Source organism: Pseudoalteromonas sp. BSi20439 (assembly GCF_000241165.1).
Classification (GTDB): domain Bacteria; phylum Pseudomonadota; class Gammaproteobacteria; order Enterobacterales; family Alteromonadaceae; genus Pseudoalteromonas.
Map to the genome: position 1 here is coordinate 1 of NZ_BADW01000174.1, position 25,179 is coordinate 25,179.

Annotated in this window: 22 protein-coding genes and 2 pseudogenes; 7 read left to right on the forward strand and 17 right to left on the reverse strand. The window is 40.8% G+C overall.

Annotation, left to right across the window (positions count from 1 at the left end; all coding sequences use genetic code 11):
• The first annotated feature begins 8 nt into the window (after positions 1–8).
• Positions 9–254: a DUF1289 domain-containing protein gene (locus P20439_RS13570; RefSeq protein ID WP_036934167.1), complete on the forward strand. Its 246-nt coding sequence runs from the start codon at positions 9–11 to the stop codon at positions 252–254.
• On the opposite strand, the gene P20439_RS13575 is transcribed toward P20439_RS13570, so the two are convergent.
• Positions 251–949 (reverse strand): transporter substrate-binding domain-containing protein, encoded by a 699-nt coding sequence (locus P20439_RS13575; RefSeq protein WP_008467701.1) that lies wholly within the window; start codon positions 947–949, stop codon positions 251–253. The two genes, P20439_RS13570 and P20439_RS13575, sit on opposite strands and share 4 nt — an antisense overlap.
• A gap of 221 nt (positions 950–1,170) precedes the next feature.
• Between P20439_RS13575 and P20439_RS13580 the strand changes: the two genes are divergently transcribed.
• From P20439_RS13580 to P20439_RS13590, 3 genes are read left to right on the forward strand one after another with little or no spacing between them, the layout of a single operon-like run.
• On the forward strand, positions 1,171–1,374 hold the full coding sequence (locus tag P20439_RS13580; RefSeq protein WP_008113353.1) for a DUF3283 family protein: 204 nt from the start codon (positions 1,171–1,173) through the stop codon (positions 1,372–1,374).
• Between the two features lie 12 nt (positions 1,375–1,386).
• On the forward strand, positions 1,387–1,794 hold the full coding sequence (locus P20439_RS13585) for a GNAT family N-acetyltransferase (protein WP_008467703.1): 408 nt from the start codon (positions 1,387–1,389) through the stop codon (positions 1,792–1,794).
• Between the two features lie 18 nt (positions 1,795–1,812).
• The gene (locus P20439_RS13590) at positions 1,813–6,318 is read left to right on the forward strand and encodes an EAL domain-containing protein (RefSeq protein ID WP_008467705.1); all 4,506 of its coding nucleotides are present in this window, start codon (positions 1,813–1,815) and stop codon (positions 6,316–6,318) included.
• A 225-nt stretch (positions 6,319–6,543) separates the two neighbouring features.
• On the opposite strand, the pseudogene P20439_RS13595 reads toward P20439_RS13590, so the two are convergent.
• Both P20439_RS13595 and P20439_RS13600 read right to left on the reverse strand, forming a co-directional pair.
• Positions 6,544–7,487 (reverse strand): annotated as a pseudogene (locus P20439_RS13595) (ion transporter).
• An 8-nt stretch (positions 7,488–7,495) separates the two neighbouring features.
• Complete coding sequence (locus P20439_RS13600; protein ID WP_008467708.1) at positions 7,496–10,162, reverse strand: bifunctional acetate--CoA ligase family protein/GNAT family N-acetyltransferase; 2,667 nt, start codon at positions 10,160–10,162, stop codon at positions 7,496–7,498.
• A 114-nt stretch (positions 10,163–10,276) separates the two neighbouring features.
• Here P20439_RS13600 and P20439_RS13605 point away from each other — a divergent pair, with 114 nt between their 5' ends.
• Entirely contained in the window at positions 10,277–10,993 is a 717-nt protein-coding gene (locus P20439_RS13605; RefSeq protein WP_008467710.1) for an SIMPL domain-containing protein, read from the forward strand.
• Here the strand turns inward: P20439_RS13605 and P20439_RS13610 are convergent.
• The 8 genes and pseudogenes from P20439_RS13610 to P20439_RS13645 form a co-directional block, all read right to left on the reverse strand.
• Positions 10,985–11,644: a hypothetical protein gene (locus P20439_RS13610; protein ID WP_008467711.1), complete on the reverse strand. Its 660-nt coding sequence runs from the start codon at positions 11,642–11,644 to the stop codon at positions 10,985–10,987. The genes P20439_RS13605 and P20439_RS13610 overlap by 9 nt on opposite strands.
• A 370-nt stretch (positions 11,645–12,014) precedes the next feature.
• A pseudogene (locus P20439_RS13615) lies at positions 12,015–13,846 on the reverse strand (DUF885 family protein).
• 84 nt (positions 13,847–13,930) lie between these two features.
• Positions 13,931–15,067 (reverse strand): radical SAM family heme chaperone HemW, encoded by a 1,137-nt coding sequence (gene hemW / locus P20439_RS13620; protein WP_008467715.1) that lies wholly within the window; start codon positions 15,065–15,067, stop codon positions 13,931–13,933.
• On the reverse strand, positions 15,064–15,663 hold the full coding sequence (locus P20439_RS13625; RefSeq protein ID WP_008467717.1) for an XTP/dITP diphosphatase: 600 nt from the start codon (positions 15,661–15,663) through the stop codon (positions 15,064–15,066). Before P20439_RS13625 ends, hemW begins: the two co-directional genes overlap by 4 nt.
• Before the next feature lie 2 nt (positions 15,664–15,665).
• The gene (locus P20439_RS13630; RefSeq protein WP_008467719.1) at positions 15,666–16,109 is read right to left on the reverse strand and encodes a DUF4426 domain-containing protein; all 444 of its coding nucleotides are present in this window, start codon (positions 16,107–16,109) and stop codon (positions 15,666–15,668) included.
• Between the two features lie 57 nt (positions 16,110–16,166).
• Positions 16,167–16,700 carry a YggT family protein gene (locus P20439_RS13635; protein WP_008113334.1) on the reverse strand — a complete coding sequence of 178 codons (534 nt, stop codon included), beginning with the start codon at positions 16,698–16,700 and terminating at the stop codon, positions 16,167–16,169.
• 26 nt (positions 16,701–16,726) lie between these two features.
• Positions 16,727–17,548, reverse strand: a complete 822-nt coding sequence (proC, locus tag P20439_RS13640; RefSeq protein WP_008113330.1) for a pyrroline-5-carboxylate reductase — start codon at positions 17,546–17,548, stop codon at positions 16,727–16,729.
• A 17-nt stretch (positions 17,549–17,565) separates the two neighbouring features.
• A complete protein-coding gene (locus P20439_RS13645) occupies positions 17,566–18,279 on the reverse strand; it encodes a YggS family pyridoxal phosphate-dependent enzyme (protein ID WP_008113328.1) in 714 nt (237 codons plus the stop codon).
• Positions 18,280–18,281: 2 nt separating this feature from the next.
• Here P20439_RS13645 and P20439_RS13650 point away from each other — a divergent pair, with 2 nt between their 5' ends.
• Both P20439_RS13650 and P20439_RS13655 read left to right on the forward strand, forming a co-directional pair.
• Positions 18,282–19,322: a type IV pilus twitching motility protein PilT gene (locus P20439_RS13650; protein WP_008113326.1), complete on the forward strand. Its 1,041-nt coding sequence runs from the start codon at positions 18,282–18,284 to the stop codon at positions 19,320–19,322.
• Positions 19,323–19,331: 9 nt separating this feature from the next.
• Positions 19,332–20,468 carry a PilT/PilU family type 4a pilus ATPase gene (locus P20439_RS13655; protein WP_008113325.1) on the forward strand — a complete coding sequence of 379 codons (1,137 nt, stop codon included), beginning with the start codon at positions 19,332–19,334 and terminating at the stop codon, positions 20,466–20,468.
• Between the two features lie 189 nt (positions 20,469–20,657).
• On the opposite strand, the gene ruvX is transcribed toward P20439_RS13655, so the two are convergent.
• The 6 genes from ruvX to P20439_RS13685 all read right to left on the reverse strand — a co-directional run bounded on the left by ruvX (position 20,658) and on the right by P20439_RS13685 (position 25,179).
• On the reverse strand, positions 20,658–21,107 hold the full coding sequence (gene ruvX, locus P20439_RS13660) for a Holliday junction resolvase RuvX (protein WP_008113324.1): 450 nt from the start codon (positions 21,105–21,107) through the stop codon (positions 20,658–20,660).
• A gap of 118 nt (positions 21,108–21,225) precedes the next feature.
• Positions 21,226–21,783, reverse strand: coding sequence for a YqgE/AlgH family protein (locus P20439_RS13665; RefSeq protein WP_008467722.1), 558 nt, complete (start codon positions 21,781–21,783; stop codon positions 21,226–21,228).
• Positions 21,784–21,911: 128 nt separating this feature from the next.
• Positions 21,912–22,862 carry a glutathione synthase gene (gene gshB, locus P20439_RS13670; protein ID WP_008467724.1) on the reverse strand — a complete coding sequence of 317 codons (951 nt, stop codon included), beginning with the start codon at positions 22,860–22,862 and terminating at the stop codon, positions 21,912–21,914.
• A gap of 66 nt (positions 22,863–22,928) precedes the next feature.
• Positions 22,929–23,663, reverse strand: coding sequence for a 16S rRNA (uracil(1498)-N(3))-methyltransferase (gene rsmE / locus P20439_RS13675; protein WP_008467726.1), 735 nt, complete (start codon positions 23,661–23,663; stop codon positions 22,929–22,931).
• A gap of 70 nt (positions 23,664–23,733) precedes the next feature.
• Positions 23,734–24,207, reverse strand: coding sequence for a hypothetical protein (locus tag P20439_RS13680; protein WP_008467728.1), 474 nt, complete (start codon positions 24,205–24,207; stop codon positions 23,734–23,736).
• A gap of 78 nt (positions 24,208–24,285) precedes the next feature.
• On the reverse strand, positions 24,286–25,179 hold the full coding sequence (locus tag P20439_RS13685; protein ID WP_008110578.1) for a hypothetical protein: 894 nt from the start codon (positions 25,177–25,179) through the stop codon (positions 24,286–24,288).

Here is a 25,179-nt window from a genome sequence, read left to right on the forward strand (position 1 = left end):
ATAGTTTTATGCAACAAATTGAAATATTTGATATTCCTAGCCCTTGTAAAGGTATTTGCTTGGTTAATAATCGGGGTTACTGCAAAGGATGCTATCGCAGTCGCGATGAGCGATTTTCGTGGAATTCGTTAACCAATGCGCAAAAAAAGAAAGTGTTGAGCTTATGCCAACAACGCTATAAACGTTATTTACAGCAAAAAAATAAAGCTGCGCAAGCCGCTTCGCCAGCACAGCAGCAAGGCTTTGATTTTTAAAACTGTAGCTTGTATTTTGATCTGAGTTTAGCGACTGTGCCGTTGTTGTGTAACTTCTCAAGTGTAGCCTCTAGCTGCTGGACAATACTCGCATGGCTGTTATGTAAATAATGATATAGCGGGTAGGTAGCAACCACTTGCTTTTCATAGCAGCCTAAAGCGGGAGGAATAGTTTTATTGGCCATTGCAAAATCAATCAGTAATGCGGCTTGTACTTTTTGCTGGATCAGTAAATTTAGCTGAGTGGTATTATTTTTTACTTCAATAACCTCGCCTTGAAAATCAATGCTGTCTAAATATCGCTGTTGTACAGGGTAGCTGGCTATAATGGCAACGCTATCGATTGTTTTAGTAGAGCTGGGCTCACAGTGTTTATAAAGCTCAAGGTTAAATTTAAATAACGGATAATTAACTCGAATTAAATTTTTGTAGGCACTTTCAATACTAATATCCCGAGCAAGCTGCCCAGCTAACATGCCATTATTTGCTGCAAATAATGCATTCTGGCGATTAAAATCGATAATATTTAATTTAAAGCCCATATCTGCATACGCTATTTGTAAAAGTTCAATAGTATAATTTGCTTGCTGGGTGTTCTGTGGGCGATTAAATGTATAGCTGTAACTATGACCAAATGACGGATTGCTAAACACTAAACATATTAATACCAGCAATCCTTTACAGTATTTAAACACGTCAGCACTTCCTGTCTTTTGGGGCAAATGGATAGGCGAGTATAATAACAAATTGGCTGTCTTTTGCCCAGTTTCTAGTCATAATCTAGCAGAGCCTATCATTAACAATTATTGATACCCTTAGATTATTTAAAGTAGATTCTTTTTATTCATTATAGAGTTAGTTTATTATAAGTTTAAACGTATAATCAGAGTTTTATCAGGCCAGTAAAGGAGGGAATATGAGTTATAACCTGTGTGATTTACCGCGAGAGCAAAAGTATCAAATTCAGCTAGATTACGAAGCTTCATTTTGGGCATATCAAATTAAGCGCGGCAAGAAAACGCGTGAGCAAGTTTATGACACCCTGCATAGCCGCCCGGTTGCAGAGCAAGGGTTTTTAAAGCAAAAGTTTGAGCAATATTTGGCACTTATGCTTAGTTAGAGTCTGCTTGCTATGATTGTTATTAAACAATTAGAACCAGTTAAAACTCCCTTAGTAAATAAGTTTTATACTTTGTATAAAGTTCGCGGTCGCGCCAATAAACAAGATCAACTGTGGGTCGCCTACGATAACCACACAATCATTGCGGCGTGCCGGTTACAACACAAACCGACTTTTTTATTTTTATCGACAGTTTTTGTGGCTCCTGCATACCGTTCCACTGGTGTAGCAACAAAGCTGTTAAGCACGCTTTTAAGTCAGCAAACCGACGCTGTTTTCACCTTCGCTTATCAACATATTACTGATTTTTATCAGACACTTGGTTTTAACCAGGTGTTAACATATACTCCTGCATTATTAACGCTATTTGATGCATATAAGCACCGAAATATTATCGCATTAAAATATCAGCAACCCTAAATCAGTAATAGGAAACACATGGGCATCAGTATTAATAGGTTTATCACAGCCATGTTTGTGCTATTTATGCTCATAAGCGTTGCTGCAACAGCGCAAGTAAAACGGCTATCCCCAAGCGAAGGGTTATCTCAAAGCTACGTCAATACTATGCTTATCGATAATAATGGCTATTTATGGCTCTCTACTGAAGGGGGGCTAAATCGCTACGATGGCTATCAGGTTATTCCAATTAACGGCCCGAATGGTGAGTTAGAAGAAGCTATTATTGATCGCATATACCAAGATCCAGAAGGGCAAATTTGGATTGCTTCCTTATTAGCGGGGTTGTTCAGGTATGACCCGCAAACAGATACCTATCAGCAGTATTTAAAAAAACCAGTGACAGAAGAGCAAATTCTTCAGCAGTCTGTTTTTACCATGTTAGCCACAGATGACAAAAGCTTGTGGGTTGGACAAGGGCGAGTGTTTGCACAACTCGATATAGCCAGTGGCTTAATTACTCCTTTATTTAAGCTACCTGAGCAATTTGAAAATGCGTTTGTGCGTACCTTGTTTCATTACAATGGCTATATCTTTATTGGTAGCACAGACGGTGCTTATGTATTTAACATTGCAACGCAACAAGTACGTCCGCTAGATCATTTAAGCGAAACCGATGTGCATATTTATCAAAACAATGTGAAGTCATTTGCACTAGGTGGTAATAACCAGTTATTGGTTGGAGCGGTTAAGGGCTTATACGCTGTTGATATTAGCAATCTAGAGGCACTATTTAAGAATAGTGAGCAGGCATTTACAAATGAAAAGCTACTGGCTGATTTGAATGTTTGGGACATAGATAATCAGCAGGGGGTTGTTGATTTAGCAACAGACAAAGGCCTTCTCAGCTTTAATTTAACCACCAAAACGGTGGTTAAAAATAAACGTATTCAACAAAGTAAATACACCCTTGCCGATACCAGTATTATTGATATGGTAAAAGATAAATCAGGTGGTATGTGGCTTGCGACTAAAACTGATGGTGCTTTTTATTTATCGGGTGATAACTATAAATTTTATAATGTAGAGGGCAGTGCTCTGGGAGGAGATGGATTTTCACATCATTCAGTCTGGGCAATTAAACAATTCCAAGATAAGTTATGGCTGGGTACACATAATGGTTTAACAGCGGTTGATATAAAAAATAACACCTCAACGGTGTATTTAAAAGATTATAAAGTAGATTTACTAACCACTGAATTTACCGTTTTCAAAATTATGCCTTACAAAAATAAACTCTGGTTACATTCAAACCGAGGACTATTTATTTTTGACCCAGAAACTCAGCAGCTTACCAAGCCTGAAACTGTCAGCCCCGAGAACCAAGTTTTTTTAAATGACTGGATGCATGGCATTACCTTGCTGGCAAATGGCGATTTATATTTTGTTCACCCTGATCATGGCATGTTTAAATATAATATTGATAGCCGGATTTTAACCTCATTAAAAGGCGAGTTTTCCCAATTTGACCCATTTTTAGCGCATGGCTTTTTACCGCCATTACCCTCACAGCCGCAGTGGCCGTTATTTTTTAGCGGTGGAGTGTTATACCAATTTAACCCTGATGAGCGCAGTTTAAACACCCTTTATAAAGTCCCCAAGCATCATGACAATGTTGCTGTGAGTATTCTTTCTTACGTTGAAGATAAGCAAGGGATACTGTGGCTTTCTTTATCTAACTTTGGTTTGATTGGAATTGATGCCAGCACTTATGAATTAGTACACACTATTGATTTAGATAAAAATAAACTAGGTACTCTATTATACGATATGGTGCTTGATGAAGAGGGAATGATTTGGATGAGTAGCCATAAGGGAATATGGCGATTAAACCCGAGCACCATTCATTTTCAGCAATTCACTACATCAGATGGGGTGCTTTCTGCTGAATTTAATAGTGGTGCTATGGCTAAATTAAATGATGGACGAATTGCCTATGGTAGCCTTAAAGGCTTTACCTATTTTGATCCTAAAGATAATAAAAATAGCCAAGGTTTATTAGATCAGGTCAATATCACGCGCATCAACTTAATGTCTCGGGACTTGTCTATAAATTTACAGCAGCCATTAAAAAATATTATTTTAAATCATGATGATATAGGGCTTGAAATTGCGTTTTCAGCGATGTCATTTAGTTTTCAAGAACGTATTATTTACGAGTATCAGCTCGACAAGGGTAAAAAAAGTTATACCCGTAATAATCGCGTGGTGTTTCCTAAATTAAATCCCGGTAGCTACCAGTTAAAGGTCTGGGCAAAGGATCCGCTGACGGGGGAGTATACCCCACCAGCAACGTTAAACATTAAAGTGAAATACCCGTTATGGCGCGCCCCTTACTTTTTAGCACTGTATGCTATTTTATTGATCACTGTAGTGACTGCATGGGTGATGAGACGTAATAAAATACAGCGTATTTTATTAGCTGCACACAAAGAAAGCCAAAACAGTGAGGCGCGTTTAAAGCTTGCACTAGAGGGAAGTGAGTCCGGGGTATGGGATTGGCAGGCGAGCCAGTTAAATATTTATCAGCCTAGATTAGTCAACGAATTAGGTTATGAGGACGACTCAGTCAGTTTAGATGACTACTTAGACAAAGTTCATCCACAAGAGCGTGCCATTTTTAGGTTGGAGTGGTTAGAATTTTTATCAACCGACAAAGGATACTTTAACTGTACTTACAGACTACGTCATGCCAAAGGTCATTGGCGCTGGTACAAAGACTTTGGCAAAGTGGTTGAATGGGATGAAACAACACCGCAAAAAGTAGCGGGTACGTATACTAATATGACACGCGAAAGGGTGTTTGAAGAGCATGCGCGGTTATTTACCGCCGCGTTTGAACAAACCCGAGATTGGGTGTTTATCTTAGATAAAAACTTTAATATACGTGCTTCAAATAAATCGCTGCAAAGCGCTTTTGGCTTATCAGCAGAGCCTCGTTCAACCCGTGCGCTTAATTTGGGAATGTCCCGCAGTAGCTATTTTGATTATTTACGAATTATGCAAAAGCTTGAAGTGGGCGAACATTTTTCATGTGAAGACACTGTCGTTCTGGCAAACAAAGAGCAACGCCATGTACTGGTTAAAATAAGCGCCGTAGCTGATGAAAGCCAAAGGCTGAGTAGTTTCGTGATTATTTTAACGGATATTCATGCACAAAAGTCAGCTGAGAGCGAACTGCATATACTGGCTAATTACGATTCACTTACTGGGCTGCCAAACAGAACCTTGTTTAACGACAGAGCTATACATGCCATCGATCAGGCGCGCCGCCATCAGTGTAAAGTGGCTTTGTTACACGTTAATATAAAACGGTTTAAGTATTTTAATGATTCATTTGGCACAGAAAACGCCAATGAGATAATAAAGCTGGTGGCGAACCGCTTGAAAACAGCATTACGTCCTTGTGATAGCGTCGCGCGTTTAGGCGGTGATGAATTTGTAATTCTAGTTGAAGATATTCAGCAAATAGAAGAAGTATTACTTATATGCACCAAACTAATGGATTGCGTGAGTAAAGACATTGTTATGAATCAGCAAAGCGTCAATGTACACCTAAGTATTGGTGTGGCTATTTTCCCTGATGATGCCGTGCATTATAAAGCACTATTGAAAGCATCAAATGTGGCGCTTTATTATGCTAAAGATGGCTTAGAAGGGTGTTATAAGTTTTACAAACAAGAAATGAATCAACGTGTTGAAAGAGCGATGCATTTAGAATCACAGTTGATCAAAGCTTATCATGAACATGAATTTTGTAATTATTATCAACCCATTATTAATGCGTCTACGCAAAAAACAGTGGGCTTTGAGGTGTTACTACGCTGGCCTTATAATCAGTTAGCGAGTACACAAGAGTTTGCAAACGTAGCTGAAAATATAGGTTTAATCACTAAAATAATGCTACAAACATTTAAGCGTGCTTTGGTGCAGTTAGCTCGTTGGCGTAAAGTGTGTCCTGATCTATACCTATCAATTAACCTCTCAGCACTGGATTTTGAATTTATCGGACTCGTCCCTGAAATATCCCAAGCACTAAACAATGCAGCACTGCCGCCCGAGGCTATTGTATTTGAAATAACAGAGTCTATTTTAATGCGAGACTCAGAACGTGCGCTTAAAAATATGGACTTATTAAAGCAACTAGGCTGTAAGTTGTACATGGATGATTTTGGAACAGGGTATGCCTCGTTAACTTATTTGAAGCGCTTTCCGATTGATGTATTAAAAATAGATCGCAGCTTTGTGCAAGATATTGGTATTGATTCGGATAACGAAGCGATTATTCAATCAACACTAACTTTAGCAAGCAGTTTAGGTAAAGAGTGTATTGCTGAAGGGGTTGAAAGCGCACATCAGTTGGCTTTTTTAAAAGCGCAAGGTTGTAGCTACTTTCAAGGTTACTTGTTTAGTAAAGCGGTGCCTAAAGAGCAGGTGCTTGAGCTTATTGAGCACGATTGGCATCCTGTATTCTCACAAGCTTAAAGCGCCGCTTAGTACATTATTTTATTAAGGAACCTGAACTCTGGATAATAAATCAATCTCAAGCAGCTATTTTCAGCGCTAACTGCGTTGAATTTACTTGCAATAGGCTAGCTATTGACGCGTAATTTCGCCTTGTTTTCACTGGAAATCTCTGGCTAGAGAAAAATAAACATAAATATCATTTTTGATTCAATACGTTAGTAAATCTCTTAACCAGAGTTCAGGTTAAGGACGCTTACCACAGTGACGGCAAAATAAGTGTGAGCTGCGTTTATTTAGCTCCGCTTTTATTGCTTTATTGGCCTCTAGTTTACTTAGCCCTAGTTTGTAGCGTAACTCCTCAAGGTGATGCATCTGCTCATCAGTGAGCTTACCATCGGTTATTTTCTCGTGGGTGGCATCTTCAAATAGCTGGCGACGTTTGCGTACTTGCTCTGAGAAACTCGACGCTAATAAACCGGTTGGTATGGCAACCATCCCCATACTCACCAAAGTGATTACGCCACCAAATAGTTTACCAATAGGCGTTATAGGTACAACATCGCCATAACCAACCGTAGTTAGGGTTGCCATTGCCCACCACATGGCTGCAGGAATAGAGCCGAACTTGTCTGGTTGAATGTCGTGCTCTAATAAATAAATACCGCAAGAGGCTAAAATAAGTACTACTGCCATAATAAAAAATGCAGCCAGTAATGAACTCGATTCATCAATAAACGCCTGCAATAACAATTGCATTGCTCGAGAATAACGGGTGAGCTTAAATACCCGCAACAACCGCAGTACCCGTAAAAACGTAAATCGATAGCAAAGACAAACATTAATAAACTAGGCAAAATGGCAATTAAATCGATAATTGCCAGTGGTGATAAAATATATCGAATCCGCTTTTGCGTATTGGAGCAATTCATAGAGGCATACTTTACTCTATCTACACAGGTCCAAGCGCGTATTAGGTATTCAGCACTAAATATGGCAACCGATACCAGTTCTAACATCAAAAACTCGTTATAGTATGCGGTAGCAATGCTGTGAACTGATTCGAGTACGATGGCCACTACATTTATCATAATAATAGTGATTAGTAGGGCATCTAAAAAATGACCGGCCCGTTGGTACTTTCCTGACGCTTCAAATACTTGATTGATGGTTTGTCTGAGTTTTTGCATAATAATTATTACAATGTGAGCAGCATGTTGATACTGCCTTCTTCAAAATCACGACTAATTTTAAACCCGAGTTTACGAGCTAGCTCAATCATGCCGGTGTTTTCAGGGAGGGTGATCCCCTCAACAGTTTTCACCCCTTGGCGTTTACAATGAGAAATTGCTGCATTCATTAAAATACGCCCTAATCCAAGCCCTTGGCAATCAGAACGTACTACAATAGCAAACTCTGCTTGTAAGTTATCAGGATCCATAATCACTCGCGAAACCCCTAATGTCTGTTGTTGCTCGTCTTGTGTTTGGGTAACAATAAACGCCATTTCGCGGTCGTAATCAATTTGTGTCATTTTAGCGAGTTGATCGTGGTTAAACTGAGGTAACTCACCAAAAAAGCGCTTATACCTATCTTCTTTGGTTAATGACTGATCAAACGCTTGATGTGCTTGCTCATCTTCAGGTTTAATTGGTCTGAGCGTTGCTAAGGTGTCATTTTTTAGGGTAACCGTTTCAACCAGCTCAATAGGGTAAGGGCGAATAGATAAACGTTTTCGGTGTGCTTGAATTTGATATTGGCTCAAATTCATGGTGGCATCAAGTACTAAAAACTGGCCATTACTAGCTAGAATAGGGTTTAGCTCTAATGAGGTGATATCCGGTTGATCTACAACCAATTGAGAAATTCGGGTTAGTAGTGAACACAAACGATATTTATCAACTTTTTCAGGTAGTACGCGATCTTTAAGCACGCCTTTATCATGGGCGGCGGCAATTAAATACTTGGCTAGGTTCATATTCAGTGGTGGCAAAGCGACTGCAGCCTGCGCATATTCCAGCCCTGTACCGGCTTCACCTAATAAAATAACCGGCCCAAAATTAGGCTCTGTTTTAATGGCTATACGCAGCTCGTTGGCGCCTGCTCGAGGTGCCATTTTTTGTAATGAAAAACCATCTATAATGGCATCAGGGTAGGTGTTTTTTATTCTTAACAGCATGGCAAATGCGGTTTGTTCTACCTCTTGCGCATCATTGAGGTTTAGTACGACACCCCCGACTTCAGACTTAGAGGGAATACTGGGACTCATCAGCTTTAATGCCACCGGAAAACCTAGCTCTATTGCTTGTTCTTTGGCCTCAGTTGGAGTGTAGGCAACTTCAGTTTGAATACAGTCAATGCCGTAACTACTTAAAATATGACTCGCCTGATGGGTCGATAAGTAATGCTGCTCATCAGCTAAAAACTCTTTTATAGTCGCTTTCGCTGCCGCTTTATTAATAGTGGCATCGTCAGTATTTGATTCTGGTGTTTGAGTTAAATGCTTTTGGTTACGACGGTAGCTTACTAGGTGCATAAAGGCACCTACCGCACCTTCTGGGGTGCGGTAGGTAGGGATGGCATTATTAGCGCAGATGCGTCTGGCTGCGAAGGCGGCATCTTCGCCCATAAAGTTAGTAATCACATAGGGGCGTGCCATTTTCGGTAATTTATTTAGCGCCTCAACAATAACCTGAGCGTAACTTTCACTTGGGGCCAATGCCGATGGAGTGTGGATGATCAGTAAGTTTTTAACTTCTTTAGCATTTAGTAATATTTCCAACGCATGCTTGTAACGCACTGGCGCCGAATCACCAAATATATCAACCGGATTGGCTGCAGTGTCTGAATGCGGGATCACTTTATTGAGTGCTTCGCGAGTTTCATCACTAAGTTGAGCAAGTTTACCTGAGCTTTGAATAAGTTCATCAACGGCCATTACTCCAGGGCCGCCACCATTGGTTAATATGGTAAGTTGCTCTACTTGCAGCAACTTAGGATGCATGGCCAAGGTTTGAGTGGCGGCAAAAAGCTCACGTAAGTCGTTTACTCTTAGCATCCCCGCGCGTTGAAACATGGCATCATATACTGCATCGGAGCTTTGTTTTCCGCCAGTATGTATTTCAGCAGCGAGAGCCCCTGCACTGGTTCTGCCGGTTTTAATAGCAATAACCGGTTTAGAAAATGCGGCTGCACGAGCCGCAGAAATAAAGCTGCGAATATCATTAATATTATCGATGTACAGTAAGATAGCTTTGGTTTTAGCATCACGGCCTAAAAAGTCGAGTATTTCGTCAAACTCAATATCTAAACAATCCCCCATAGATACAAAGTATGAAAAGCCAATTTCTTTATTTTTAGCCCAATCAAGAATCGTTGAGCAAACAGCCGCTGATTGCGACACAAAAGCCAGTTTACCTGGCGTGGCAACGGTGTGCGAAAAACTCGCGTTTAAGCCTATATGCGGAATAAGTAACCCCAAGCAATTTGAGCCAAGTAGGGTAACTTTATGCTTCGCCGCGCTCTCTTTAAGTGCCTGTTTTTGAATTGTAGTTAAGCCATCCGCAATAATAATGGCGCTATGACAGCCAAGCGTTCCTAGTTGCTCAATAATTTTCATTAAGGTGTTTTTATTGGTACAGATAACCGCTAAATCAGGCACTTTAGGTAAGGCTTCAATACTAGGATAAGCCAGCACGCCATGCACAGCTGTATGATTGGGTGTAACGGGCATAATTGGCCCTTTAAAGCCACCTTGAAGTAAGTTTCGCATAACCACATTACCTGCACGAGTGGCGGTGTTTGATGCCCCAATAACAGCGACAGAGCTTGGGTTAAAAAACTGGCTAATACGTTTTAGACTCATTGCGTTTCCTTGGCTGATTAAGTTTTGCGTTCTGTACTGCCTCAATGTAACCTGTTTATAGTGTTTTTTCGAGCGTGAACGTGCTTATTATTGATATCGGTCAAGGAGAGTGAAGTGAATAAAATATCGAATGTAACCGTTGTTATGGCAGCGGCGTGTTTAAGCATTGGCCTAATTGCATTGGGTTTTATTATAAAAGGGGCTGCGCTTGATATTAAAGGGATGGAGCGCACGGTGCAGGTAAAAGGGTTAGCTGAACGTGAAGTTGTGGCTGATACCGTTATTTGGCCTTTGCAGTTTAACGATGCCGACAATAATCTTGAAAAGCTTGTTGAGCGAGTTGAGCAAAAAAATGATGCGGTGATTGCTTTTTTAAAGCTACACGGCTTTGATGATCAAGAAATATCGACAGGTACTCAATCTATTATTGATAAGCAAGCCCGTGAATACGCGAATGATAACCAAAAGTTTAGGTATGTTATTAGCTCAAATATTATTGTTTACTCCAATGCTCCTGATAAAGTTAAAAACGCACTGAGCAAAGTGAGTCAGCTAGCTAAACAAAATATAGCTATTGTGCAAGACAACTATCAAACCCGTATTGAGTATATTTTTACTGGGCTTAACGATATAAAACCAGCCATGGTGCAAGAAGCCACAGAAAAAGCTCGTGAAGTGGCAGATAAGTTTGCTAAAGATTCAAATTCACGCTTAGGTAAAATTAAAACCGCTCGCCAAGGGCAGTTTAGTATTAGCGATCGGGATTCAAACACGCCGCAAATTAAAAACGTACGTGTTGTTACCAGCGTAGAATATTACTTATCAGATTAGAGCCGCCACTTGTTCAGTAGAGCGCTGTAAATAAGCGGCGCTCAGTAGCAAGGTTATCTCGCTTGGGGGATTATTTTTTAATGCCTCAAGTATTTGTAATTTTGCTGCAGGATTTTGTTTTTGCTCTATTTCTATTAATGCGAGCAAGGCCGAAAATTCATGTTTTACCGGAATGTTTGGCTTATGTGCATAAGCGATATAATTGGCCACCGGAGTCAGCCCGTGCTGATTGGTTTGCGCCAATGCATGCAGTAACTCTTCATTCGATTCAAATAACATTAACGAGCGAACATAGTTAAAAGGCAATTGGCTCGGCGCTGCGTGCTTAAACACATTATGCAACACGTTATTGCCGTGCTTATCTGTACTGATAAAGCCTTTATTTAATTTAAGCGCAGGGGTAAAAAAGCTCAATGCATCTAAACTGGTTAGCTGTTCAATAAACAGCGCTGGTGGCGTATTGCTCGCTAAAATTCGCACGGCAATGTTTTGCATAAAATCGTATTTAATACTCATGCGTAACGCGCTCTCAAACAAGTAATTAAGCTGCATCACTTGTTGTGCGTCAGTGAGCTTTTTAAAGTCGTTATCAAGCTCATCAAACTGTTGTTGTTTAATACGCGCATTGAGTAGCTGTATGCTTAGATCCATTCTGTTCTCCTTGAATACCTACTTTATCCTAGCTTAATTCTTTGCTTTATAAAACAAAAGGCCGCAATTGCGACCTTTTATATGTTTAAGTAGTTACTAGGGTCTGTTTACCTTTGTGGATTAAAATTTGTTCAAACTAGTGGCGGTTTAATCGCGGCGCGAGGTTTGTAACCTAGTGGGCTAAGTAAAAACCGAGCAACAAAGAGTAAATTGCCCCTAGGCAGAACCCTTCGGGCAGCGCATGTTTGGCATTGATGCTGCGTTATCGCCTATTTATGGGGAATAACCACACCACATAGGCGCTGCCTTGCCTAAATACCAAACAGACTGCTGCAAATTTAACCTTAAAAGGTCAACAGACCCTAGATAATTAAGCTTGTTTGCTAGCAACCCACTCATCAACAAAGTTTTCTAGTACGTTCAATGGTACAGGGCCATTTTTAAGCACTACGTCGTGGAACTGACGAATATCAAACTTGTCGCCAAGCTGCTTTTTAGCTGCTTCACGTAGTTCTAAAATTTTCAGCATACCCACTTTGTAAGCCGTTGCTTGTGATGGCATTACAATATGACGTTCAACCATTTTCACACCGTCAGAAGTGGCGTTAGGAGTATTGTTAACGTAGTAATCAATACCTTCTTGGCGAGTCCACTTCATTGCGTGAATACCGGTATCAACCACTAGACGACAGGCGCGCCATAACTCCATAGCTAAACGACCAAAATCTGAATACGGGTCTTCGTAAAGGCCCATTTCTTTTGGTAGTAACTCTGAGTATAAACCCCAACCTTCAATGTAGGCTGTGTAACCACCAAACTTACGGAACTTAGGCACGCCTTCTAATTCTTGTGAAATAGCAATTTGCATGTGATGACCCGGAATACCCTCATGATAAGCGAGAGCTTCCATTTGGTAAGTTGGCATTGCTTCCATGTCATAGAGGTTGGCGTAGTAAATACCTGGGCGTGAACCATCTGGCGCAGGTTGTTGATAAAACGCTTTACCCGCCGCTTTTTCACGGAAAGCTTCAACACGTTTTACTATCATGTCGGCTTTTGGCTTTACAATAAACAGCTCATCTAAGCGTGTTTTCATGTTATCAATTAAGCCTTTAGCTTCACTTAGGTACTGCGCTTTACCCGCTTCAGTATTAGCAAGGTAAAATTGCTTGTCGGTTTTCATAAACTGCATAAAGGCGTTTAAGTCGCCCTCAAAGCCAACTTTATCTTTAATGGCACGCATTTCATCATGAATACGTGACACTTCGGCAAGGCCAATGGCATGAATTTCTTTTGCAGTCAGGTCTGTCGTTGTCGTACGTTTAAGCGCGTTATTGTAAAACGCTTCGCCATCAGGGTATTTCCAAGCACCGTCACGGTTATCAGCACGTTTTTCTAGCTGTGCAATGTAGTTAATTAACTTAGAGTAAGCAGGTTTAACTGCCGTTTTTAATGCTTCAGTCGCTTTACTAATAAGTGCATCTTTTTCAGCTTGGTCGATTTTTAATGCATTTACTTTGCGTTTAAAGTCAGCTAAAAGCGTAGAATCTTCACCTTGTTCAAACGGCGCACCTTTAATGATGTTTTTGCTTGAATCAATCACGTGTGGAAATACAAATTTAGGCGCGATGATGTTTTTATCGGCGCGAATTTCTAAGCCGGTAATAAGTTGATCAAATACACCCGGCACGCCATTTAAACGAGCAATATAATCGTTTGCTTCTTTTACGTTGCTAATTTGATGCTGGTTAATTAAAAAAGCCGGCACCATAGAGTGCGTACCAAACATTTGGTTTACTGGGTAGTTATGGTAACGCCATTTAAAATCAGCAATGCTAGCTTCTAAATCTTGTTTTTTAAATCATAACTTACTTGAGTAGCTGCATCTAATTGCGCACGGTCAATGCTGTTGAGCGTGACCAAATCGGCTTTAGTTTGTGCCAAGTCTTTAAGCGCTTTTTCTTCGCTGTTGTCATCCCATTTATCGTAATCTTTTTTGATGCCCATGTAGGTTTGATAGACTGGGCTGCTCATTACATCACGATTAAAAGTGTCTTCAAAAAAAGCATTCGCTTTATCAATTTCACTTTGTACAGGTTGAGCTTGAACCGCAGGTGCAGGCGTTGATTGTTGTGTTGCTTGTTGGCAACCTGCAAGCAGTGCCACGCTTACCGTGGCAGCAATTAGAGTAAGTTTACGCATTCGTTTCCCTTTTGTTGTTAGAAACCCATTAGGGTATTTTAATTTTTCATGTATTTACTTTACATGCGCATAACGCCAAAAGCGTTATACGAACAATTCTAGCAGGTCATTTAAAAAGCGATGGCCTTTAAGGCTTACTTGCCAATGGCCGTCTTTTTCTATTAATAAACCTGTGTTAATAGCTTTATTTAAAGCCGCTTGTTGGCTTTGTAATGGCTGATTAGTCAGTGCACTGTAGTCTTCAATCGGACATGGCTCTGTTAAACGAAAGCGATTCATAAAAAACTCAAACGCTAAGTCGTCTTGTTCTACTTGCCAGCTTTTGTACAAGTAGGGCTTAATAATGTCCATGTAGCCCCGTGGGTGTTTAACCTTTTCAGTGCGTGTTATCACCCCCGTTTTCGCATCAGTAACCTTACCATGGGCGCCACAGCCAATACCAAGATAATCGCCAAACCGCCAATAATTCAAGTTATGTTGGCATTGAAAGCCCGGTTTTGCATATCCTGAGATTTCGTATTGCTGATAGCCTGCTTGTGCCAATAATGCTTGGCCTTGTTCTTGAATATCCCATAAGGTTTCATCTTGTGGCAACGTGGGCGGTTTTGAAGCAAATTGCGTATTAGGCTCAATGGTGAGCTGATACCAAGAAATATGTGGAGGGTTGAGGGCAATGATTTGTTTTAAATCACTGAGTGCGTCATCGAGTGACTGCCCTGGTAAGCCATGCATTAAATCAAGGTTAAAGCTATTCAACCCTGCTTCACTAGCTTGTTGTGCTGCATAACTGGCTTCATCGGCACCATGAATTCGGCCTAAGGCTTTTAATTTATCGTTTTGCATGCTTTGCACGCCGATAGAGATACGGTTAATGCCTGCTTTTACATAATCTTTGAAACGGCCAGTTTCGACTGTGCCGGGGTTTGCTTCAAGGGTTATTTCACATTTATCGGCTAGGCCTATGAGGCTATCTACTTCATTGAGTAAACGGGTGTATGCCGCGCCGGTTAATAGGCTTGGCGTGCCGCCGCCAATAAAAATGCTGTGAATTTTTCGCCCCTGCACTAAGTGTAAATCAGCTTTTAAATCGTCAATTAAATGCTGCACATATTCAGCTTCAGGGATGTCACCTTTTTGTCCGTGGCTGTTAAAGTCGCAGTAAGGGCATTTTTGCACGCACCAAGGTACGTGCACATATAAACTCAGTGGAGGAAGGTTCACAGGCCGCCTTTGTGTTGTAGCTCTTGTAATAATTTATTAAGTGCTTGCCCACGATGACTCAGAGCATTTTTCTGCTCTTTAGTCAGTGCGGCACTGGTGCAATTTTCTGATGGTACAAAAAAGATAGGATCGTAGCCAAAGCCGCCTTCACCATGTTGGCTAAGGGTAATCTCACCTTCCCAGCTAGCACTGCATATTAGCGGGGTAGGGTCGTCGGCGTGACGCATTAGTACCAATACGCACCAAAAACGGGCAGTGCGATTAGGGTTGTCGCCTAAGTCAGCCAGTAATTTATCGATATTATCTTGATCACTTGCGCCTTTACCTGCAAAGCGGGCTGAGTAAACACCGGGTGCGCCATTCAAGCCATCAACCTCTAAACCTGAATCATCTGCAATAGCGGGCAGTCCGGTGATTTTAGCTGCATGACGCGCTTTAATTATCGCATTTTCTACAAACGTGGTGCCTGTTTCGGCAACGTCACTGACATTAAAGTCGCTTTGCGGTACAACATTAATATTAAGTGAGCTGAGCATGTTAGCCAGCTCGTTTACTTTTCCGGGGTTGCCGGTTGCAAGTACTAAGGTGTTGGTCATATTTAATCTACGTAAAATTTTTGCTTAAACTTTAATGTTTGAAACTGATTACCTTGTTGGATTTCAATTTCAAAACGTAAAATCTCTTCGTTGGTGTAATCTACTTGTGCTAGGTAATAAACAGAATCGCCTTCAACGACTTCCTTAAAGTTAAGGGTTTGCTTGTTACCTAATAAGTTTTTAGCGGTGCCTTGTAATGTCGCTTTTTGAGCGGTTTTATCGGCATCATTTTTTAATATTGAAATATTAACAATGCCTTTATAGCCACTACGCTCAAGGTCATACGCTTTAGCTATTTGAGGTTGAATAAACGTAGATGGGAAAGCAATATAGTGAACTTGCCAAGCGCCTAGTTCTTTGTATTGGGCACCTTGTTCTTGAGCGCTGTGTGCATTAAATGCTAAAGCGAGACAAGCAATAAAACAAAACTTGATTAAATGTTGCATGGTTAACTCCTGAATATGTAAAAAGAGGCGCTAGGCCTCTTTTATATTACGTTATGCTTAAGCTAAAAGGTCCATTAGCAGCATTTGTAAAAACTGAATGCCGATAATCAGTACCAATACCGATAAATCTAATCCCCCCAATGGCGGTAAAATTTTACGGATTGGCTTTAACATTGGCTCAGTTAGCTGATGGAATACCGCTTCAATAGGGTTATAGCCTTGGCTTACCCAGCTTAAAATAGCGCGAATGATTAACACCCAAAAAACTAAGTTTAAACCTTCTTTTAAAACAGTTATTAGCGCCTGTATAAGTACAGGTTGAATAGCCCAAGAGCTATAAATAAGCCACATTAATGTACTTATTTTTGCAGCCGCTACTATAAATGCCAGTAACAAAGAGGCTAAATCAAGCCCGCCCAGCCCTGGAATGATTTTTCGCAGTGGATTAACTGCAAACGAAGTGGCTTTGACCACAAATTGGCTCATTGGGTTGTAAAAGTCGGCTTTTGCCCACTGTAGCCAAAAACGCAGTAGTACCACCATCAAGAATAGATCAAACAAGGTGCTAATTAAAAATTGCATGGCATTCATAGTATAACCTTCAATAAAAAATGGTTTTAAAGTTCTTGTTCCATTTGCACTGCGCGCGCAATACACGCATCCATTGCATCACCCACAGTTTGGGTTAAGCCTTGCGCTTTTAAATGCTCAACAGCTGCATGCGTGGTGCCACCTTTTGAGGTTACATTAGCGCGCAGTTGCGAAATGCTAATATCTGGTTGGCTAAGTGCCATTTCAGCTGCGCCTAGCGCTGTTTGCTGTACTAAGCGACGCGCGTCTTCATCATTAAAGCCCAATGCTTTCGCTTTTTCTTCAATCGCTTCCATAAATAAGAAAAAGTAAGCTGGCGAAGAGCCGGTAACAGCAATCACGTCATTTATTTGTGACTCTTGCTCTACCCATACTACAATGCCGGTACACTCAAATACTTGTTGTACAAATTCATGTTCGCTTTGCGTTTCGCCAGCGCCATACAAGCCCGATACGCCACGGCCAAGTAACGACGGTGTATTTGGCATACAACGCACCATTTTCACATCTTGGCCAAGCATTTCACGTAAGCGTTTAACGGTTAGGCCCGCAGCAACTGAGATAAATAATTTATCACTAAAGTCGATGCCTGAATCTTGAAATGATTGGCATAAGTCGCCCATCATTTGTGGTTTAACAGACAGAACAATGACATCTGCATCGCGCATAGCTTCGTTATTGTCACTGGTGGTTTGCACTTTGAAATCCGCGGCTACCTTAGCTAGTTTTTCTTGGTTGCGGTTAGTTGCAATAATATTGTTTGCGTTAAAGCCGTTTTTTACCATGCCACCAATGATGGCGTAGCTCATATTACCTGTGCCTATAAATGCGATTTTTTTATCTGACATATGTCTGTTATCACCTTTTAAGTTCGTGTTCCAAAAATATCTGTGCCGATCCTCACCATGGTTGAACCTGCCGCTATGGCAGCTTCTACATCGTTACTCATCCCCATCGACAACGTATCTATATGAGGATATTGGGTCTGTAGTTTATCAAAGCAAGTTTGTAATTGCTCAAAATATTGAGTTTGCGTGTTTTCATCGTCACTTTTTGCAGGAATAGCCATTAGTCCGCGCAGTTTTAATTGCGAGCATTGACTTATAAATTGTGCTAATTGGTCAATTTCTTCTACTGCACAGCCCGACTTTGCTTCTTCTGCGCTAATATTAACTTGTATTAGCACATTAAGTGCGGGTAGTTCCTGCGGACGTTGAGCATTTAAGCGTTTTGCTATTTTGAGCCTATCAACACTTTGCACCCAGTCAAAGTGGTTAGCCACTAAGGCGCTCTTATTTGACTGAATGGGGCCAATGAAATGCCAAACAATATCGCTAAATGTGCCTAGTTGCGCTATTTTATCTACAGCTTCTTGAACATAAGATTCACCAAATTGGCGTTGCCCTTGCTCATAAGCTGCCATAATATCAGAGACGGGTTTGGTTTTAGATACTGCAAGTAACGTAATGTCGTTACTGTTACGCTGCGCATTTTGCGCTGCCTCTGCAATTCTAGCGTAGGCGGATGTGAGTCGTTCTGCTATTGTAACCATATATTTATCAGTTAGTTGTGGAGTCATAAATGGATATCACCGAATTATTGGCATTTAGTGTGCAACATAAAGCATCAGATTTGCACTTATCATCAGGGGTGTCACCTATGATACGTGTTGATGGTGATGTGCGACGTATTAATATACCAGCACTTGGAGATAAAGAAGTCAGCAGTCTGGTTTATGACATTATGAACGATAACCAGCGTAAGGACTATGAGCAAAATCTCGAAGTGGATTTTTCTTTTGAAGTCCCTAATTTAGCACGTTTTCGTGTAAATGCCTTTAACTCTAATCGTGGTCCTGCTGCCGTATTCCGTACCATACCTAGTGACGTACTGACACTTGAAGATTTGGGCGCGCCGGAAATATTCAAACAAATTTCAGATAATCCACGAGGTCTGGTATTAGTCACGGGTCCTACGGGTTCAGGTAAGTCGACTACACTTGCAGCCATGGTTGATTATATAAATCAAACTAAACATCATCATGTACTGACCATTGAAGATCCTATCGAATTTGTGCACGACAATAAACTCAGCTTAATTAACCAGCGTGAAGTTCACCGCGATACACATAGTTTTTCTAACGCCCTGCGAAGTGCGTTGCGTGAAGATCCCGATGTTATTTTGGTCGGTGAATTACGAGATTTAGAAACTATTCGCCTTGCTATGACTGCCGCTGAAACTGGTCACTTAGTGTTTGGCACTTTGCATACCACCTCGGCACCTAAAACCATTGACCGTATCATTGACGTATTCCCAGGTGAAGAAAAAGACATGATCCGCTCTATGCTCTCAGAATCATTGCGTGCGGTTATCTCACAAACACTGATCAAGAAGGTCGGTGGAGGGCGAGTGGCTGCACACGAAATCATGTTGGCAACGCCTGCTATTCGTAACTTAATTCGTGAAGATAAAATTGCTCAAATGTACTCATCAATTCAAACCGGTGCGTCGCAGGGCATGCAAACTATGGATCAATGTTTAACAAACCTTGTTAACCGTGGCATCATCACTCATATTGCGGCGCATGCAAAAGCGCAAGATAAGACGCAGTTTAGCGCTTAAGGAATTATTATGACTTTATCTTTGAATCATTTTTTACAAATAATGATCGACAAAAAAGGCTCTGATCTATTTGTATCAAGCCAGCTGCCTATTAGCGCCAAAATTAATGGCGAGCTCACCCCTCTTAATGATGACAAACTAACCGATGAGCAAGCGCTGGCGTTGGTTGAGTCGGCAATGAGTGAAAAACAAAAAGCTGAGTTTCATAACACTAAAGAGTGTAACTTTGCGATTGCGACCAGCGAAGGGCGCTTTCGTATTTCGGCATTTTGGCAACGTGATAGAGCGGGGATGGTTATTCGCCGGATTGTGACCAAAATACCCGATGTAAAAGAGCTGGGGTTACCCTCGGCACTAACCGATGTCATTATGTCAAAGCGAGGCCTGGTATTATTTGTAGGTGGTACGGGAACCGGTAAATCAACATCACTGGCGGCACTGGTTGGTTATAGAAATCGCCATCAGCGCGGGCATATTCTAACCATAGAAGATCCAATCGAATTTGTGCATGAGCACCAAAAAAGTATTATTACCCAACGTGAAGTGGGCTTAGATACAGAAAGCTTTGAGTCAGCACTAAAAAGCTCTTTACGCCAAGCGCCAGATGTTATTTTAATTGGTGAGATTCGTTCGCAAGAAACCATGGAATATGCGTTAAGCTTTGCCGAAACTGGTCACTTATGTGTTGCCACTTTGCACGCTAATAATGCTAACCAAGCGATTGACCGTATTATGCACTTAGTGCCAAAAGAAAAGCACGACAAGCTTAAATATGACTTAGCATTAAACTTACGCGCTATTATTGCCCAGCAGCTGATCCCGACCTCTGACGGTGAAGGGCGCGTTGCAGCTATTGAGGTGTTATTGAATACGCCAATGGTGAGTGAGCTGATTAAAAACGGCAATATTGGTGGCATTAAAGAGACTATGGCCAAATCAACTGAAGTGGGCATGCAGACCTTCGACCAAGCTTTATTTGAGCTATATAGACAGCAACGGATTAACTATGCCGATGCACTGCATCATGCAGACTCACCAAATGATTTACGCTTAATGATAAAACTGCGTAATAACGAGCAGCAGGGAGCAGGCTTTTTACAAGGTGTAACCATTGATGGCCTTGATGATAAAGGTAATATGACCTGATTTTTTGCCTACATGGATGTAGGTAAGGGGCGAGAGCAGGGCGCAAGCTTTACTTATTCTTACAGTAGAATAACGCAGGAGCAGTTATCGAGCCCACTAGGTTGCAAAGCTCGCTCAGTGATTAAATTGCCCCTAGTGTAAATCCACGCATAAAAAAAGCGCCCAAGGCGCTTTTTTTGTTAAAGCAATTTATTCACCATAACTGGCTTCAAAAAAACTCTCTAAAATGATCACCGCAGACATATTATCTACGTTGCCTTTACCTAAGTTTTTATAACCGCCACGTTCAAACAACCGTGCTTTAGCATCAGCGGTCGTGAGGCGCTCATCTTGAGTATGAACCGCAATACCGTAATGGTTATGCAAACGGTTGGCGAACTTCTTAGCCTTAAATGTAACCTCTTGTGAGGTGCCATCCATATTAAGCGGTAGGCCAACCACCATTAAATCAGGTTGCCACTCTTTTACCTGCACAGCAATGTCATCCCAATTAGGGATGCCATCTTGAGCTTTCACCGCTTTTAAGCTGGTGGCGCTGCCTGTCAATTCTTGACCAATTGCAATACCAATACTTTTGGTACCAAAGTCAAATCCCATTACAGTGCGTTCACCCTGCGGTTTTAGAGTTTTTTTAGTCATGTTTATCTTTTATGTTATTAGGGTCTGTTTTTACTTAGTCCACAAGGTTAAAAACTTCGCGCCGCGATTAAACCGCCCCTAGTTTGAACAAATTTTAATCCGCAAAGGTCAACAGACCCTAAGCATGTCCAGCTTCTGGGCTTAGTTGGCCAATATCAAAACCAAGCATAGAAACTGCCATTTCCCAGCGTTTTTCTACGGGAGTATCAAAAATTATTTTAGGGTCGGCTTTTATAATCAGCCAACTATTATCAAGTAGTTCTTGCTCTAATTGGCCTTGCTCCCAACCAGAGTAACCTAAGGTAATTATAAATTGTTCGGGTGCTTGGGCGGTAGTTAACGTGGCTAACACATCTTTTGAGGTGGTGATCATAATATCACTGCTCAGCTTTTGGCTTGCCGAGTACCCAGGTTTTGGTGAATGTAGCACAAAACCACGATCAGTTTTAACTGGGCCACCAGCATACACTGTGACTTGCGCAGCTTGTTGAGACTTATCGTTGTCAATATCAATCTTGTCGAGTAATTCACCTACGGTAACATCAATCGGTTGATTGATAACAAGTCCCATAGCGCCTTCTTCATTGTGTTCACAAATATAAGTGACAGCACGTTTAAAAAAAGGGTCTTGCATTGATGGCATTGCGATTAAAAAGTGATTTTCTAATGACTGCATAATTTTTACCCTTTTAGTTATTGAATCTTGAGTATGGCATAGTCCCATGTTTTAACACTAAAAATTTATTCAACTTTAAGCGGTGATTATAGAAGCGCCACCGCTTAAAGTTCGGTATGGCTTTAATATTATTTGCTAAGCTTTCTCTCTATGGCATCAAATAAAATACCGGTAATAGAAATATCGTAAGCGGCTTCAATTTCTTTAACACAGGTTGGGGCTGTTACGTTAATTTCAGTTAACTTATCGCCAATAATATCTAAACCAACAAATATTAAGCCTTTTTCTTTCAATGTAGGGGCAACTGCTTGAGCAATTTTAAAATCTGACTCACTAATTGGCCGTGCCTCACCACGTCCGCCGGCGGCTAAGTTACCGCGCGTTTCGCCGTTTTGTGGAATACGCGCTAAGCAATAAGGAATAACTTCACCATCAACAACCAATACGCGCTTATCACCTTGAGTGATCTCTTCAATGTAATTTTGCGCCATAGCAAAGCGACTGCCATGCTCAGTTAAGGTTTCGCATATTACCCCAATATTGGCATCATCTGCTTTCACTCTAAAAATAGAAGCACCGCCCATACCATCCAATGGTTTTAAAATAATATCTTTGTGCTGGGCTAAAAATTCACGGATTTGCTTTTGGCTGCGCGTAACTAATGTATCAGGTGTGTGCTCACTAAACCAAGCTGTAAATAGTTTTTCATTGGCATCACGCAAGCTCTGCGGCTTATTAATAACTAAAGTACCGGCTTGCTCTGCACGTTCTAAAATATAGGTTGCGTAAATATATTCAGTATCAAAAGGCGGATCTTTACGCATTAAAATAACGTCTAAATCAGCCAACGCAATGCTGGTTTTTTCTTCAAGCTCATACCATTTTTCTGTGTTATCAAAAACCTGTGCTTTGGCTGCTGTGGCGTAGGCATTACCTTTACGCAGCGATAAATCATCCATTTCCATATAGTAAATTTCGTAGCCACGGGTTTGCGCTTGCAGCATCATTGCAAAACCGGTGTCTTTTTTAATGTTAAATCCACTAATAGGATCTGAAATAATACCTAACTTAATTGCCATGCGCTGTGCCTTAATTTATGTGTTTTTTACAACTGTAACCTTGATATGTGGGTGCTTTTAGTTATTTCAATTAGCTAAATCGCCAAATTGTAATTGTAGTGCGCTTAAAACGGTTAATGCCGCTGTTTCTGTACGAAGAACGCGCGGGCCTAAGCGAATATCTACAAACGCTTGTTGTTTTGTTTGCGCTATTTCATCGTCGGTAAATCCGCCTTCAGGACCCACTAAAAAGCGCACGCCGTCATCGGGAACGGTAATGGTTTTAATGCTGTGTTCGGCGCGTGGGTGTAAGGTTAATTTAATGGCAGCTGTTTGCTGTTCAAGCCAGCTTTTTAAATCAACGGGAGAGTGTACTGTTGGCACAAAGTTGCGCCCAGATTGCTCTGCTGCGGCAATCGCTATTTTTTGCCATTGCTGGTGTTTTTTTTCTAAGCGGTCGCCACTTAGTTTTACGCCACAGCGCTGGCTAAAAATAGGGGTGATTTCAGTGATCCCTAATTCAACCGACTTTTGAATGGTAAAGTCCATTTTATCACCACGAGATACGCACTGGCCTAAATGAATTTTTAATGGTGATTCAACGTCATGAGAGTTAAATTCAAGCGGCATAACAACCACGCTCTTTTTACTTACCTCAATAATTTCACTGAGGAATTCTCCGCCTTCACCGTTAAAAATAGAAACCTGTTCGCCCACTTTCATGCGTAACACACGACCTATATGCCCTGCAGCATCATCGTCAAGGCTTAAAGGGGTATTAACAGTAATCGCAGATGATTGATAAATATGAGGCACTCGCATGGCAAATCACTTTTTTACATAGAAGTTATATCCCTCTATGGTAAGTAAGCAAAGGCTTGGGTGCAATTATTTATTTTTCAGATTCAGGGGGAGCAAGCTCAGCTAGCGCTTGTGCGGTTTGAGCTATATCGGTATGACAGGACAAATGATTTGAATGACACTCTTCATTTATAGGCTTAATGTCATAACCATGATTGGTTTGACTGATAATATAGCGTTTTTCATGTAATGAATTATAAATAAAGCGTTGTTTATCATCGGCGAGCAAATAATCTGTTTGATTAAATAACACGCCTTGAACATTGTGGTGTTCGTGGAGATAGCTGGCGAGCTCTGAAATACTGATTTCGTTCTCAATATCGCAATAGCAATAATCTTTAACGAGTTCATCAAACATCATTTTAACTAGCTTTTGCGTATTCGCACCGGCGATTACAATGTCTTTTTTAGCAGCATCATTGGTATTAATATACTGATTTACAAATGATCGGCTGAACTCGTTATCTATATCAATTAATAGATAACTTCCTGTTTTAATTGCCATATGCCTAAAGTCCCTGTTAATTTTACCAAACTATTAAATAGGGACGTTTAGCAACGGCTAAATTTAACGTGTTTGGTACTAAATTGAAAACATACTTATCAATAAGTAACCAATAGCACAAAATACAGCAAATTCAATACAGGCAATGCCAATATTATCCTGATGATCGACTTCAAGTGCGGTATCGATATTTGGCATTGAGATAATTTTTATTATATACGTTAAACAGTATAGTAATAGCCACATCACACCGCAATGCATTACCAAAGTAAATAAGTTTTCGACCATTTTACCGTTTTGAAACGCCGCACTTGATAAACCAGCATACGCGGCAAGTGCCAAGCCTATTGACTTACCCGCATAGCGAATACCAATTGAGGTATTTTCTAAACCAAAGTTACTTTGCAACGAAGCCCCTTGATTGGCTTTAGCAAAGCGGTTTTCGCGTATTTTACTGTCTAGGGCAAATAGGCCTTGTAAAACAAAAAAGCTTACTGAGGCTATTAATAAATTACTAAAGCCCTGAGTGTGTGTCCACGTATACAAACCCAGTACTAAAATACAGTTAGCAATCAGCATCCCTGAATCAACCAGCGCCGCACAAACGTTTTGTTTTAATATGGCAGCTTCTTCATTAAAGCGGCGTAATATCCATTTACGATGGATTAAATGCCCCATTTTTATAAACGAAAATAACAGCACAATTAACAAAATTACTTTTAGTGGATTTGATTGAGCCGTGCTAATACTTATTTCATCAAACAAAAATGCCATCGTGGCGATCACTACTGATATTTCAGAGGCAAAACTAATCCCCATTGCAAAGTTATCATGTTGCGCTAATTCTTCTTTAAGTGCTTGTTTTGCTTTTATTTGAGTAACAATTCTTAAACTAATGATAATGATACAAATAACCACAAAACTAATAGCAATCGCAACTAAACTAGTGTTAGATAATGACAAATATGACAT